Below are 14133 nucleotides of genomic sequence, written 5' to 3' on the forward strand. Positions count from 1 at the left end.
CCGCGGCGGGCGCAGCTCCCGCGGCTCGGTCCGTGCCCGCCGGCGCGGCTCGCCGACCCCGGGCGCGGCCGGACGCGGAGGCCTGGGGCGTCGCGGGCGCTCGGGGATCGCCCCGTCGAACTCGCTGCCGGGGTCGGTGTCACCGGCGCGGCTGGGACGGGGTCGCGGCGGCGCGGTGCGCTTGGTGGGCCTGCGTTCGCCCCGGGGGCGCCCGGCGGCTGCCCCGGCTTCGGATGCGACGCCGGCGCCGGCCGGACGCCGCCGTGGGGGCCGTTCCGACGGACGCCGCCGCGGCGGGGCATCGGTGGGCGGGTCCTGATCGGTCGCCCTGGCCCGACGAGTCGACGCCGTCGCGGGTTTGCGGAGCACCAGCCCGGAAAGTTTCTCTGTGACAGAAGCCACAATTGCTGCGACGGGCGTGGCTTTGGCCGTTCCGGCTGCTTTGGCGGTGTGCGTCGCGTCGGTCGGCTCGACCGCGTCGGTCCCGCGGCGCGCTGTCAGGCCGACGTACCACCGGCCTAGGCCGATCAGCAGCACCGCCGCCGAAAGGAACAGCATCAGCGGAAAGCGTTCGATCAGTGGGTATCCGCAGTTGATCGCCAGGTCTTTCACGCCGTCGAGCTGGCCCCCGTGGAACAGAAAATAGGACCCCGGGACAGCGACGAAAAGGATCAGCGGAGGCTGGATCACCGCGGTGAACAGGCCGGCCTGTTGAACCGCCAGAACAGCCAAAAGGCAACCGAGCGAGTAACACACCGCGAACACCGCGCTGAGTTCCCGGGCACCGGAACCGGCGTCGAAAGCAAAGCCGATCGCAGTAGCCGTGACGGCCAACAAGACAGCACCCCACCACGGCACACCGGCGAAACGCGGGTGTACAGAGCGATGATCAGCCGGCACGGCCGACTGTGCGCGCTGTCCTGACACACGTAGACCGTACCGGCTATGTCTGGCCGCGTGCTGCCAGCTCGCGCTGGCGTGCCTGTCACACCGGCCTAGACTGTGTTCCCTGTGAGCCTGAACCTGGGAATCGTCGGTTTGCCGAACGTCGGAAAGTCGACTCTGTTCAATGCCCTGACACGTAACGACGTGTTGGCGGCCAACTACCCGTTTGCGACCATCGAGCCCAACGAGGGCGTGGTGCCGCTGCCCGATCCCCGGCTCGACAAGCTCGCCGAGATCTTCGGCTCGGAGAAGATCGTGCCGGCGCCGGTGACGTTCGTCGACATTGCCGGCATCGTCAAAGGCGCGTCCGAGGGCGCCGGTCTCGGTAACAAGTTTCTGGCCAACATCCGCGAGTGCGATGCCATCTGTCAGGTGGTCCGGGCGTTCGCCGATGACGACGTGGTCCACGTGGACGGCCGGGTGGACCCGCGCTCGGACATCGAGGTGATCGAGACCGAGCTGATCCTCGCGGACATGCAGACGCTGGAGAAGGCGGTGCCGCGGCTGGAGAAGGAAGCCCGCAACAACAAGGACCGCAAGCCGGTGCTGGAGGCGGCGGTTGCGGCCCAGGCGGTACTCGATGGCGGAAAGACTCTGTTCTCTGCGGCCTCTGCGGCTCAGGACTGGTCGATCCTGCGCGAGCTGAATCTGATGACCACCAAGCCGTTCCTGTATGTGTTCAACGCCGACGAATCGATCTTGACCGACCCGGCCAAGCAGGCGGAGTTGCGGGAGCTGGTGGCCCCGGCCGACGCGGTGTTCCTCGACGCCAAGATCGAATCGGAGCTGATCGAGCTCGACGACGAGTCGGCCACCGAGCTGCTGGAGTCGATCGGGCAGACCGAGCGTGGTCTGGACGCGCTGGCCCGCGCCGGCTTCCACACCTTGAAGCTGCAGACGTATCTGACCGCCGGGCCCAAGGAAGCGCGGGCCTGGACCATCCACCAGGGCGACACCGCACCCAAGGCGGCCGGCGTGATCCACACCGACTTCGAAAAGGGCTTCATCAAGGCCGAGATCGTGTCCTTCGACGATCTCGTCGAGGCGGGGTCGATGGCCGCGGCCAAGGCGGCGGGCAAGGTCCGGATGGAAGGCAAGGACTACGTGATGGCCGACGGGGATGTCGTGGAGTTCCGGTTCAACGTCTAATTCCGATTCAACCTTTGGCGGTTGGTCTTTCGAAATACTGGACGAGGCAGAACTCGTGGTTCTCGGGATCCAGCATGACGAGAACGACACCCTCGTCGTAGTCGTGGCGAGTGCCTGACCATTGCCCGCCGAGGTTCTCGACTTGCTGCTGTCCGGCTTCGATGTCATCGACTTCGACGTCGAGGTGGATGCGAACCTTCGTCGACTTCGTCTCGGGCACTCGCTGGAACGTGAGTCGAGGTGTCGGACCTGATCGAGATCCGAGGGTCGCCCAACCTGGATCGTCACCGTGCTCATGCGACGGTTCGATGGCGAGCAACTGTCCCCAGAACGTCGACATCCGGACCGGATCTAGACAATCGATCGTCACCGCCGACCAGTGGTTTGTCATGTCACCCCCGTTGCTTTGGTTCCATGATCCATCAATCGCAACTGCTTGAGTTCTACGATCGCGCTAGAATTATGTACATGACTACGTTGCCAATCGCCGATGTACGCGCGAACCTCTCCAAGTTGGTGGACGAGGCGATGCGCACTCATCAGCGGGTGGAGGTCACCAAGAATGGGCGCCGCGCCGCCGTGCTCATGAGCGCCGACGATTACGACTCTCTCATGGAGACGCTCGAGATTCTGGGCGATCGGGAAGCGATGGAGGCAATCCGCGAGGCTGACGCCGATATCGCCGCTGGCCGGGTCTACCCGCTGGAAGAGGTGGAGTCCGAACTCCGCGCGAAGGGCGTCATCACTTCATGACCTACCGAGTCGAACTGACTCGACGCGCTCGGCGAAGTCTGTCCGAGGAACTCCCCGAGGTTGTCGCGGCGGCTTGCTGGGAGTTCATCTGCGGTCCGCTCGCCGAGCACCCTCATCGGGTCGGCAAGCGCCTGCGTGACGAGTTGGCCGGCCGCTGGTCAGCACGGCGCGGCGACTTCCGCGTTGTTTACGAGATTCATGAGGATGTTGTGGTTGTACGGGTAATCGACGTACGGCATCGTCGTGATGTTTATCGGTGACGCAATTGGGTGGAGTTCCGCTTCAACGTGTGATCGGCAAAGCCGCGGGCAAGCAGTCGGGAGGTATACGGGTGGACTCAAAGGCTGGCGTGCTGTTTGAGGTATGCGCTGCTCTTGCTGCGGGCGACTCGCGTTCTGCTAAGGCGACCATTCGGTCGCGGTATCCGTTTAAGCCGGTAGAGAAGATCGCCCGCCGGTACTCAGAACGTCAGTCGATGAAGCTGTTCATGAGAGATGGCTTCATCGACCGCTACACGGGCAACCGACTCGTTAACCCCGGCGTTCTCCGACTCCTCCATGTCGTGCTAGGGGTCGACTTCCCGACACATCCGAACTGGAAGGTCTCAGAGACGCACCCCGCTTTCTGGGAGTTGTTCCCGACGGTCGATCATTTCGTGCCCGTCAGCCGCGGTGGGAGCGACGACCAGTCGAACTGGGTCACAGCGTCGATGCTGAGCAATCAGGCTAAGGACCAGTGGACGGTGGAGCACCTCGGTTGGAAGCTGTATCCGGCTGGCGCTGTGGAGGAGTGGGACGGGTTGTCGGGGTGGCTCGTCGACTATCTGGCGGCAAACCCGACCGTGTTGGCGGAGGCAGCTGAGTCCCACCGTCGCTACATCCGAACATGGCTTACCGCCACCAAGGCGGCGATAGAAGGGGATGACCAACCGGTGGAGTTCCGGTTCAACGTTCAGCCGGTTTCCTAGTCATGTCAGACATACGTACTACAATCAGTCCCGTGGACACCGTCACGAAGCGTGACCTCAACCAGCGCACTTCGGCCGTGCTCGACCAGGTCACCGACACCGGCGAGGTCATCGTGACCGAGCGCGGTGAGCCGCGCTGGCGTGTCAGCGCCTACCGCAGCCAGGACGCGCCGTTGGCGCGGGCAGAACGCCAGGGGCGTTACACGCCGCCGGCGCCGGCGCCGGCTCCTTGGCCGGATCGGCCGGGAGGCCCTGCTTACGAGTCCGCTGATGTCGACGCCGTTCTGGATGAGATCAAGGGCGACCACTGACCCCGTGGGCATCGTCTATCTCGATTCCTCGATCGCGCTGCGCACGATCCTTGATGTTCCCGAGCGTGTCCGGCTGCAGGAATGGATGCAGAGCCCCGGAACCGATTTCGTCTCGTCGCGGCTGCTGCGCACCGAGGTCGTTCGCGTGCTGCGGCGTGACAAGAGGCCGCTGACGGATGGGGCTCCTTTACTGGATCGCGTCGGGATGTTCGACATCACCAGGGAGACGCACGTCATCGCCGAATCCATTGAGCGGCACATCAGGACGCTCGACGCGTTGCATCTTGCGACCGCGCTCCTGATCGGCGAGCCGGTCACAGTGGCAAGCCATGACGCCACGATGAAGGTAGTCGCAGAACATCTCGGTCTTGCGACGACCGACCCCGTGGGTTCGGATTGACTCTCTGGCCCATCAACAGCGCCGAACTGGAGCCTCGTGTTCACCGGCTGAATCTCGGCTCGGAGCCTGTTGTCGGTGCCCACGACTAGGGTGCCGCGCATGAAATTCGTTTCCACCCGCATCATCACCGCCGACGTCAAGCGGCTCGTCACGTTCTACGAGACGGTCACCGGCGCCGACGCCGTCTGGGGCAATGAACTGTTCGCCGAGATTCCCACGCCGGTCGGCACTTTGGCCATCGGCAGTGACAAGACCGTACCGCTGTTCGGTGCCGGGTCCGCCGAGCCGGCGGCCAACCGCAGCGCCATCATCGAGTTCATCGTCGACGACGTGGATGCCGAATACGAGCGGCTCCGGGAGTCGGTCGGCGAGGTGGTGACGGAACCGACGACGATGCCCTGGGGTAATCGCGCGCTGCTGTTTCGCGACCCCGATGGAAACCTGGTCAACTTGTTCACGCCCGTCACCGACGAGGCTCGGGCCAAGTTCGGGTTGTGAGAACGTGATTGACGTGCCGAATGTGCATCCCGCAACGCGATCTGAGTGCACGTTCGGTGACAATCAGAAATCTCAGTCGACGATCACCGAGATCTCGTCGCCCAGCGCATATCCGGCGGTCAATGGCAACCGATCCCCGCTCCAGAACGAGCCGGGATCGAACCAGTTGTAGTGCTTCTCAGTGGTGAGCAGGCCCATCTCCTCGTAGGTGATGGCAACGGTCTCGGCGCAGTAGGCGGTTTCCAGCCCGACCTGGCGATCGCGTGCCTTCCTGCGTTCGGCCGACTCACGAACCTTGTTGTGCACGAATGGGATTCCGCGGGTGAAATCGCTGACGACGGGGACCCGGCCGCGCAGCCAGCGGCCGGTGAGCCGGGCCGTGGTGGGAAAGGCCGTGCCGTTCATCCGGGCGATCACCTTGAGCAGCTTGTCCTCCTGCTCGCGGGTGGCGAACGGGGTGAGCTGACGTAACCAGCAGCGTTGCCCGTAACTGTGGGCCCAGCGTTCGACGGCCTGGCGGGCATCGTGCAACTGCACGCCTCGATGGAAGGTGCCGGTCCACATGTCGAGCAGTTTGTCGCCGAGCTCGGCATGCCAGATCAGCGGCGGAAGGTCGTCGATGGCCACGGTCATACCGACGTGGTTGACCGGGCTGTTGGTCAGGGTCTGGATCGCCCGGTCGGGCCCGGACCCGCCGCGAAACAGCCAGATGTCACCGGTGCGGGTCTCCTCCAGCGCCTTGCTCAACGACACGGTGTTCGCTTTCACATGCGCAGCTTAGGCAGACTCAAGGCATGCGCAGCATCTGGAAGTGGGTCGGGCTGGCCGGTGTCGCCGGCGTCGTCGCCGGTGGTGTCATGGTGGCGCGTGATCAGCGTCGCCGAAACGCCTATACCCCGCAGGACATCCGGGAGCGTCTGCACCAGCGGCTGGCCGAGGCAGAACAGGCTGACGCGAACCCGTAGCTAGCCGTGCATCAACTCCGCGATGTCGGTGGGGATCGGAGCGATGGGCTCGCGGCGCACCCCCTCGAGCGGTGACCACACCAGGTTTACCTGCAGTGCCGGGTCGAGATCGGGGAAGTCCGAACGTATGTGGCAGCCGCGCGTTTCACGTCGTTCCAGCGCACACTCGAGCGTGGCTCGCGCCGACAGCACGGCCGACTGCAGGTCGAAGGCGTGCGCGAGGTCTGCGAACCCGCTGATGTCGGTGTGTACAGCCACGTCGGCCATCCGGAACTCGATCTCGTCGAGCGCACCCAGCCCGGCCCGCAGCCCGGCTTCGTCGCGCACCACGCCGGCATGTTCGGTCATCAGGTTGCGCACCGAACGTTGCAATCCTCGGATGTTCTCGCTGCCATCGGCGGCCAGCAACCGGTCGATCTGGGTCTGGGCGGCACGGACGGCCGCCGGTGAGCGACGTTGGGCACCCAGCCGCGCCGAATACTGGCCTGCGGCTTGGCCGGTCAGTCGGCCGTAGACCAACACCGCGCTCAAGGAGTTTCCGTCCAGCGGGCCGGCCCCGTGCAGTCCGGTGACGGCCTCGCCGGCGGCGTAGAGCCCGTCGACCTCGGTGCGGTGGTCCTGGGGCCGGACCGCGACCCCGCCCAAGGAGTGATGCGCCGTCGGGGCCACCTCGACGGGGTCGCGGGTGATGTCGTGCCCCTGCAGCTCCAGCAGCGCCTGGTAGATGCGCGGTAGCCGCGTCACGACCTGCTCGGCGGGCAGATGCGACAGGTCGAGCCAAACCCCTCCGCTGCGGGTGCCGCGCCCCGCCTTGATCTCGGTATAGGCCGCCATCGCCACCCGGCCGGCGCCGGCCCGCTCCATCTGCTCCGGGGCGTAGCGGGCCATGAACCGCTCACCGGAGGTGTTGAGCAGATAGGCGCCCTCCTCGCATACCGAATCGCTGATCAGCGTGCCTGCCGCGGGCTCGGGGGTGAGCAACCCGAATGGCCGGAACTGCACCAGCTCGGCATCTCGCAACCGGGCGCCCGCCTCGGCGGCGAGCCGGAACGAGTCACCGGTGTTCTCGTCGCGGCGGGCCGATGTCCGCCGCCAGATCCGGGAGTGCCCGCCGGTGGCCAGGATCACCGCGTCGGCGTGGACGAGATAGCGGGATCCGTCGACCAGATCGAAACCGTATGCACCGAACACGGCTCCGTCGTTCACCAGAATCCGGGTGATGTAGACCGTCGAGAGCATCGGAATCCCGAGCCGCAGCGCGTATTCACGCAGGACGCGTTGCACCTCACCGGCGTCGGCCCGACGCCGGTAAGAGCGCGCCCCGCCGGCATCGTCTCGTTCCGCGCGCAGACCGAATCGCTCCAAGTCGTGGATGCCTTGAGCGGCACCCTGGGCGACCTGTTGCACGGTGCGCGGATCGGCCAACAACCGGGCCTCGCGAAGAGTGTCGGCCGCATGCTGCTCCCACGCGCCTGCCGTGCCCAGCGCGGCGTTGATGCCGCTGAGGGACCGCCCGGTGTGGTCGTCGTCCGGTGTGTGCTTGCCCACAGCCGTGACCGCGATACCCGACTCGGCGAGCTCGATGGCCGCGCGCAACCCGGCCGCGCCGACGCCGATCACGAGGACAGACGTGGCGAGCTGGTGTTCGCGGAGCGACATGGACATCTCCTCGTGACAGACCGGTGGTTATAAGTACCGACCGGGTGGCGTCACGGTTTGTGACAATCCCGGTAGATTTCTCGCCAGTCGCGCACATCCGTGCCGGCCAGCCCCGCCAGGAGTCGCCCGCATGAGTGCCAGCCCGTTGCCCAACCTGGTTGGCAGGCAACGTGAGTGCGCCCGGCTGACGGAGCTGCTCAACGGCCTGCGCCGCGGCGAATCCGCGGTCTCGGTGATCCGAGGTGAGGCGGGCATCGGCAAATCGGTGTTGCTGGAGTTTGTGGCGGCCCATGCCTCGGGCATCACCGTCACCACGGCCCGCGGCATCGAGGCCGACATGGAGCTCGCCTACGCCGGGCTGCATCAACTGTGCGCACCGTTTCTCTCCGCGATCGATGCGCTGCCCGTGCCCCAGCGCGACGCGCTGCGGGTCGCGTTCGGTTTGGCCGCCGGTGATCCGCCGGATCGCTTCCTGGTCGGCCTGGCGGTGTTGACCCTGCTCACCCGGGCCTCGGAGACGCGTCCGGTGCTGGTCATCGTCGACGACGCGCAGTGGCTGGACCAGGTGTCGGTGCTGACGCTGGAGTTCGTGGCACGCCGGCTGTTGGCCGAGGCCGTCGCGATGGTGTTCGCGGTGCGTGACCCCGAAGGGCATGCCGTGCTCAAGGATCTGCCCGAGCTGCGGCTCGGTGGGCTCGACCCGACGGCGGGCGGCGAGCTGTTGGAGGCCGCGGTGGACGGCCGGCTGGAAGAACGGGTACGCGACCGGCTGGTGGCCGAGACATCCGGAAATCCGCTCGCACTTCTGGAGCTCTACCGCGGACGCAGTGCGGCCGAGCTCGCCTACGGCGTCGAGGCGGATGAGGCGACGAACCGCGAATCGGTGTCGAGCCGCGTCGAACAGGACTTCGCCGACCGGATCCAGATGCTGCCGGCACCGACCCGAACACTGCTGTTGATCGCGGCCGCCGACCCGGTCGGGGAGGCCCGGTTGCTGCTGCGTGCGGCCGAGGCGATGGACATCGTCCCCGATGCGGCACCGGCCAAGGCGGCTGGCCTGATCGAATTCGGTGAGTCCGTGCGGTTCCGCCATCCGCTGGTCCGCTCGGCGGTGTACCGCCAGGCCGATCCTGATGAGCGTCGGGCGGTGCACCGGGCTCTGGCAGCGGTCACCGACCCGGTCCTGAATCCCGACCGCTGCGCCTGGCACGCCGCAGAGGCGGCCGACGGGCCCGACGAGGAGGTCGCGGCGGGGTTGGACCGCGCTGCCGGCCGCGCGCGGCAGCGCGGCGGAATGGCGGCCGAGGCGGTTCTGCTGGAACGTGCCACCGAACTGACCCCGGACGTCTGGCAGCGCGGCCGCCGGGCACTTGCGGCCGCCGAGGCGCATTTCTCGGCCGCCGCACCCGATCGCGCCACCGAGTTGGCCACCATGGCCAGCCTGTGCCCGCTCGACCCATTGGACCAGGCCCGGCTGGCCCGACTGCGCGCCCGAATCCTGTTCGGCCGCAGCCGAAGTGACGAGGCAGCCCCGTTACTGCTCGACGCCGCCGAACAATTCACGGCCGCCGAGTCACCACTGGCCCGCGAGACCTACCTGGAGGCGATCAGCGCCACCGTGTTCGCCGGCCGGGTCCACGGGCCGGCCGGCGCCAGGGCCGCGGCGGTCGCCGCCTGCGCATCGGGTGCTCCGCCGTCGAACTCGCCTGCCGCCGATCTGCTGCTCGACGGTGTGGCCACGCTGCTGGCCGACGGACATGACGCCGGGGTGCCGGTCCTGCGCCGAGCCTTCGAACCGTTCGCGCAAGAGGAACTACGCAGCCGCGAAGCGACCATGCGATGGCTGCTGCTCGTGCCGGTCGCGCTGGAATCGTTCATCCACTACGGCTGGGATCTGCCCGCGTGGGATGCCTTCGCAACCCGTGCAGTACGGCTCGCCCGCGACATCGGCGCACTCGGGGTGTTGCCCCCGGCCCTGATCTACCTCGGCGGCGTCTACATCCACCACGGCGATTTCGCCACGGCCGCCCGCATGATCGAGGAGGCCGACGCGATCTCCGCCGCGACCGGACAGACCCCACACGCGTACGCCTCGCTGGTGTTGGCCGCGTGGCGGGGCGACGAGGCCGCCGCTGCCGGCCCGATCGCCGAGGCCAAGGCACGTGCCGCGCAGCACGGCGAGGTCTCGCTGTTGGGCGTCACCGGCTACGTCCAGGGAGTGCTGTACAACGGCCTGGCCCGCTACGACGAGGCGCTCGCGGCGGCCCGGACGGGCATCGAGCACGACGGTTACAACTTCACCGGGCTGTCGTTGGTCGAGCATGTCGAGGCCGCCGTCCGGTGCGGTGAGCTCGACGCGGCCCGCACCTCACTGGCCCGTCTCGTCGAACTGACCCACGCCGCCGATTCCGGGTGGGCCCGCGGCGTCAGCGCGCGCAGCCGGGCCCTGCTCGCCGACGGCGACGAGGCAGATGCGCTGTACCGCACGGCCATCGAGGAGATCGCCGGCGACCGCGTGGTCGTGGAGGTGGCACGCACCCATCTGCTGTACGGAGAGTGGCTGCGCCGCAACCGGCAGCGGGCAGTGGCGCGCGAGCAACTCAGGACCGCCCACGAGATGTTCGACGGCATGGGGGCCACGGCGTTCGCCGAGCGGGCCCGACGCGAACTACTGGCCACAGGTGAACATGTGCGCACCCGCGAAACCGGGCCGGCGACCAGCCTGACTCCACAGGAGGCGCAGATCGCCGCGTTGGCCGCCGCCGGGATGACCAATCCGAAGATCGGTGCGGAGCTGTTCCTCAGCCCGCACACCGTGGAGTGGCACCTTCGCAAGGTGTACACGAAGCTCGGCGTCAGCTCCCGACGTGAGCTGCCCGGTGCGCTCGGGGCAGCCGGCTAGGGCCGATACGTGGTGCTCCGTGGCAGTCCGTGGGGTGGGCGCCACGGACTCGACCACGGACCTCCGTGGCGCGACGGCGGGCACGTGGGACCGAAAGTGGAACCATGCCGCCATCCGCCGACCTCGACGTGGCCCTCGACATCTTCCTGAGTCACCGGCCGCGGTTGTTCGGGATCGCCTACCGGGTCACCGGCGAGGTGTGCGGGGCCGAAGATCTGGTCCAGGAGGCCTGGTTGCGCTGGCAGCGCACCGACCGGGCCCGGGTCGAGAACCCGGCCGCGTTCCTGATCACCACCACGACCAATCTGGCCATCAACGTGATCCAGTCCGCGCGGCACCGTCATGAGGCCCCGACCGCGTCACCGTTGGGACAGCTCACCGAGTCCGGCGAGGACGCGTCCGCCCGCAGCGCCGAGCGGACGGCGCTGATCGAGGATGTGCTCGCCTTGCTCATGGCCAGGTTGTCGCCGGGGGAGCTGGCCGCCTATCTGCTGCGCAAGGGATTCGGCTACCCCTATGCCGACGTTGCCGCGCTGCTGACGCTCAGCGTCGCCAATGCCCGCCAGCTGGTTCGTCGCGCCCAGACCCGGTTGGATGTGGGCCGGCGCGTGACACCGGTTCCGGTGGGGACGCACCGCCGCCTGGTCAAGGCGTTTCTGGCGGCGGCCCACACCGGCGAACTGCGGGAGTTGGAGCGGGTGCTGGTCGAGGATTTCGCGTGCTCACGAGCGGCGTGACCAGCTGGTCGACCTGGTCGGTCGACACGCTGCGCGTCGAGAACATGGAGCGCAGGGGCACCGGCCGGCTGCTCGGCCGGCATCGGGAATGTGCGACGCTCGACGACCTCGTCGCGGGGGCGGTGAATGGTCGCAGCGCATCGGTGGTGTTACGTGGTGAGGCGGGGATCGGCAAGACCGCGCTGTTGGACCACGTGGCCGAGCACGCCCCGGGCTGCCGGGTGGCACGCATCACGGGTGTCGAGGCGGAGGCCGAACTGGCTTTCGGTGCGCTGCACCAACTCTGCGCGCCGTTCACCGATCATCTCGACCGGCTGCCGGATCCGCAGCGGGCGGCGCTACAGGCGGCCTTCGGGTTCGGGGGCGGCGCTCCTCCCGATCGCTTCTTGGTCGGATTGGCCGTCTTGAGCCTGCTGGCCGACGCAGCCGCGCGCAAGCCCGTGGTCTGCCTGATCGACGATGCCCAGTGGCTGGACCAGATGTCGGCCCACACACTGTCTTTCGTCGCCCGTCGGCTCCTGGCCGAGCGCGTGGCGCTGGTGTTTGCCGTACGTGAACCGGTCCGCGTCGACGCGCTGAAGGAGCTACCCCGACTGCAGGTGGAGGGTCTGGGTGAGCACGACGCTCGCGCCCTGCTGGCCGCGGGAACGCCTGGCCGGATCGACGACCGTGTCCTGCACCGCATCCTGGCCGAGGCCCGAGGCAATCCGCTTGCGCTGCTCGAACTTCCCCGCGAGGTGGGGCAGACCCCTCCGGTCGCCGGGCCCGGACGCTCGCCCGGTGAGCCGCCGGCCCACCGGATCGAGACCGGCTTCCGGCGTCGTCTCGGCTCCCTGTCGCTCGATGCCCAACGTCTGATCCTGCTCGCGGCGGCCGATCCGGTGGGCGATGTGGCACTGCTGCGGCGCGCCGCAGCGGGGCTCGGCATCGATATGGCCGCTGCCGGCCTGGAAACCGAGGAGGCCGATCTGCTCACCGTGGGCACCATGGTCCGGTTCCGTCATCCGCTGGTGCGGTCGGCGGCCTACCGGTCGGCGACACTCCAGCAGCGGCAGCAGGTGCACCGGGCGCTGGCCGAGGCGACCGATCCAGACCATGACCCGGATCGCCGGGTGTGGCATTTGGCCACTGCCGCAGAGGTTCCCGACGAGGAGGTGGCCGCCGGTCTGGAGTGGGCGGCTGACCGGGCCCGGGCGCGCGGTGGTGCGGCCGCGGCCGCAGCCTTTCTCGACCGGGCCGTCCAACTGACCCCAGACCCGCTCCGTCGCGGCACCCGTGCCTTGGCCGCGGCCCAGGCCAAGAGCGAGGCAGGGGAGTTCGGCGACGCTCTCGATTTGCTCGACGTCGGTGCCGCCCAGCCGCTGGACGAGCAGCAGCGAGCACTCGCGGAATTGATCCGCGGACGCAGCCTGTTCTCGTCCCGCAGCGCGAGCGCGGGGCTGCCGTTACTGCTGAGCGCCGCCAAACAGCTTGAGCCACTTGATGCTGCACTGGCCACCGAGACCTATCGCGATGCCATCTACGCCGCGCTCACCGCCGGCCGCTTGTCGGAGGACACCGGTGTCGAGCAGGTTGCGGCGGCCGTCCTGACGATGCCCCGCCCGGCGAATCCGACGCGGGCGGACCAGCTGCTCGAGGGGGTGTCCCGGATAACGGTCGACGGTTACGCGGCCGGTGCGTCGCTGGTTCAGCGCGCCCTGACCGCCTACCTGACGACCCCCATCGGAGCCCAGGAAGGACTGGGTTGGCTGCCGTTGGCATGCCGATTGGCACACAACACTTGGGAATTCGATGCCTGGTCGGCACTGTCGGCAACCCTGGTGGAACTGGCGATCGAGGCCGGTGCGCTCGCGGTGCTGCCGTCGGCGCTGCTGCTGCGGTTGTCGAATCGGGTCTACGCCGGCGACCTCGCCGCATCCGACGCGTTGGTCAGCCAGGCGGCTACCTTAGGCGAGGTGATCGGCAGCAGTTTCTTCGCGCATTACGGCGCGGTGGTGGTCGAGCCCTGGCGCGGCGACGAGATGCGAACGCGGCAGGCGATCGACTCGATCACCGGTGATCCGATGTTGCACGGGGAGGGTAAGACGCTGACGGCGACGGAATGGTCGGCCGCGGTGCTCTACAACGGACTCGGCCGGTACGAGGAGGCGCTCGCAGCCGCGCGTCGCGGGTCGGCGTACCCGCGGGAGCTCGGTCTGTCGACGTGGTCGATGGTCGAATTCATCGAGGCCGCAGCGCGACTCGGTCGGTCGTCGGAAGCCGAAGACGCGGTGCGGCATATCGAAGGCATGGCTGCGGTCAGTCAAACCCACTGGGCGCGTGGCACCGCCGCATACGTTCGCGCGTTGGTCGCCGACGGCGCAGCCGCGGAAGAACACCATCGGGAAGCGATCGAGTTACTCGCGCTCTCAGGCGTGGGAATGCTCACAGCGCGAGCATATTTGGTGTACGGAGAGTGGTTGAGCCGTGAGCAGCGTCACGAGGATGCCCGGCAGACACTGGGCCGCGCACACGAACTGCTGGGAGGCATCGGTGCGCGCGGCTTCGCCGAGCGGGCCGCTCGCCAACTTGCGGCAGCGGGTGGGCCGGCGCACGAGCCGTCGACCGCTCGATCGAGGCCGGCCGGCGCGGCGCTCACCGACCAGGAGCGGCAGATCGCTGCGCTGGCTGCCGACGGGCTGACCAACGCGCAGATCGGCGCTGCGATGTACATCAGCGCCCACACCGTGGAATGGCACATGCGAAAGGTGTTCAGCAAGTTGGGCATCCGCTCCCGACGGGATATCGCGGGGAGGCTGGCCGCCGATCCCTCGGCCTAGGTTCTGTCACATTTCGGCTATCCGAGCG

General features: G+C 67.9%; 15 protein-coding genes. 11 read left to right on the forward strand and 4 right to left on the reverse strand.

Annotated elements, in window-relative coordinates:
- Positions 1-927 (reverse strand): DUF6542 domain-containing protein (locus A5733_RS21965; RefSeq protein WP_142254148.1); only part of this gene is annotated, 927 nt, incomplete at its 3' end.
- A gap of 84 nt (positions 928-1011) precedes the next feature.
- On the opposite strand from A5733_RS21965, the gene ychF reads away from it, so the two are divergent.
- Entirely contained in the window at positions 1012-2094 is a 1083-nt protein-coding gene (ychF, locus tag A5733_RS21970) for a redox-regulated ATPase YchF (RefSeq protein WP_067764463.1), read from the forward strand.
- 7 nt (positions 2095-2101) lie between these two features.
- On the opposite strand, the gene A5733_RS21975 is transcribed toward ychF, so the two are convergent.
- Positions 2102-2485, reverse strand: a complete 384-nt coding sequence (locus A5733_RS21975; protein ID WP_067764460.1) for a VOC family protein — start codon at positions 2483-2485, stop codon at positions 2102-2104.
- A 77-nt stretch (positions 2486-2562) separates the two neighbouring features.
- On the opposite strand from A5733_RS21975, the gene A5733_RS21980 reads away from it, so the two are divergent.
- From A5733_RS21980 to A5733_RS22005, 6 genes are all read left to right on the forward strand, one after another.
- Complete coding sequence (locus A5733_RS21980) at positions 2563-2847, forward strand: type II toxin-antitoxin system Phd/YefM family antitoxin (RefSeq protein WP_082957529.1); 285 nt, start codon at positions 2563-2565, stop codon at positions 2845-2847.
- Entirely contained in the window at positions 2844-3107 is a 264-nt protein-coding gene (locus A5733_RS21985) for a type II toxin-antitoxin system RelE/ParE family toxin (protein ID WP_076241659.1), read from the forward strand. Before A5733_RS21980 ends, A5733_RS21985 begins: the two co-directional genes overlap by 4 nt.
- A 29-nt stretch (positions 3108-3136) precedes the next feature.
- A complete protein-coding gene (locus tag A5733_RS21990) occupies positions 3137-3814 on the forward strand; it encodes an HNH endonuclease (protein ID WP_142254149.1) in 678 nt (225 codons plus the stop codon).
- 32 nt (positions 3815-3846) lie between these two features.
- A complete protein-coding gene (locus A5733_RS21995) occupies positions 3847-4125 on the forward strand; it encodes a type II toxin-antitoxin system Phd/YefM family antitoxin (protein WP_198938913.1) in 279 nt (92 codons plus the stop codon).
- 4 nt (positions 4126-4129) lie between these two features.
- Entirely contained in the window at positions 4130-4525 is a 396-nt protein-coding gene (locus tag A5733_RS22000; protein ID WP_198938914.1) for a type II toxin-antitoxin system VapC family toxin, read from the forward strand.
- Between the two features lie 99 nt (positions 4526-4624).
- Positions 4625-5023, forward strand: a complete 399-nt coding sequence (locus tag A5733_RS22005; protein ID WP_076241662.1) for a VOC family protein — start codon at positions 4625-4627, stop codon at positions 5021-5023.
- A 72-nt stretch (positions 5024-5095) separates the two neighbouring features.
- On the opposite strand, the gene A5733_RS22010 is transcribed toward A5733_RS22005, so the two are convergent.
- Positions 5096-5791, reverse strand: a complete 696-nt coding sequence (locus tag A5733_RS22010) for a guanylate cyclase (RefSeq protein ID WP_076241663.1) — start codon at positions 5789-5791, stop codon at positions 5096-5098.
- 26 nt (positions 5792-5817) lie between these two features.
- Between A5733_RS22010 and A5733_RS27265 the strand changes: the two genes are divergently transcribed.
- Positions 5818-5988, forward strand: coding sequence for a hypothetical protein (locus A5733_RS27265; RefSeq protein ID WP_142254150.1), 171 nt, complete (start codon positions 5818-5820; stop codon positions 5986-5988).
- On the opposite strand, the gene A5733_RS22015 is transcribed toward A5733_RS27265, so the two are convergent.
- Positions 5989-7647: an FAD-binding protein gene (locus A5733_RS22015; RefSeq protein WP_076241718.1), complete on the reverse strand. Its 1659-nt coding sequence runs from the start codon at positions 7645-7647 to the stop codon at positions 5989-5991.
- Positions 7648-7777: 130 nt separating this feature from the next.
- On the opposite strand from A5733_RS22015, the gene A5733_RS22020 reads away from it, so the two are divergent.
- From A5733_RS22020 to A5733_RS22030, 3 genes are all read left to right on the forward strand, one after another.
- Positions 7778-10549 carry a LuxR family transcriptional regulator gene (locus tag A5733_RS22020; protein WP_076241664.1) on the forward strand — a complete coding sequence of 924 codons (2772 nt, stop codon included), beginning with the start codon at positions 7778-7780 and terminating at the stop codon, positions 10547-10549.
- A gap of 104 nt (positions 10550-10653) precedes the next feature.
- On the forward strand, positions 10654-11286 hold the full coding sequence (locus A5733_RS22025; protein ID WP_076241665.1) for a sigma-70 family RNA polymerase sigma factor: 633 nt from the start codon (positions 10654-10656) through the stop codon (positions 11284-11286).
- A complete protein-coding gene (locus A5733_RS22030; RefSeq protein ID WP_233152760.1) occupies positions 11268-14105 on the forward strand; it encodes an AAA family ATPase in 2838 nt (945 codons plus the stop codon). Before A5733_RS22025 ends, A5733_RS22030 begins: the two co-directional genes overlap by 19 nt.
- Positions 14106-14133 lie beyond the last annotated feature (28 nt).

This window comes from Mycobacterium sp. NS-7484, from assembly GCF_001953975.1.
Lineage (GTDB): Bacteria > Actinomycetota > Actinomycetes > Mycobacteriales > Mycobacteriaceae > Mycobacterium.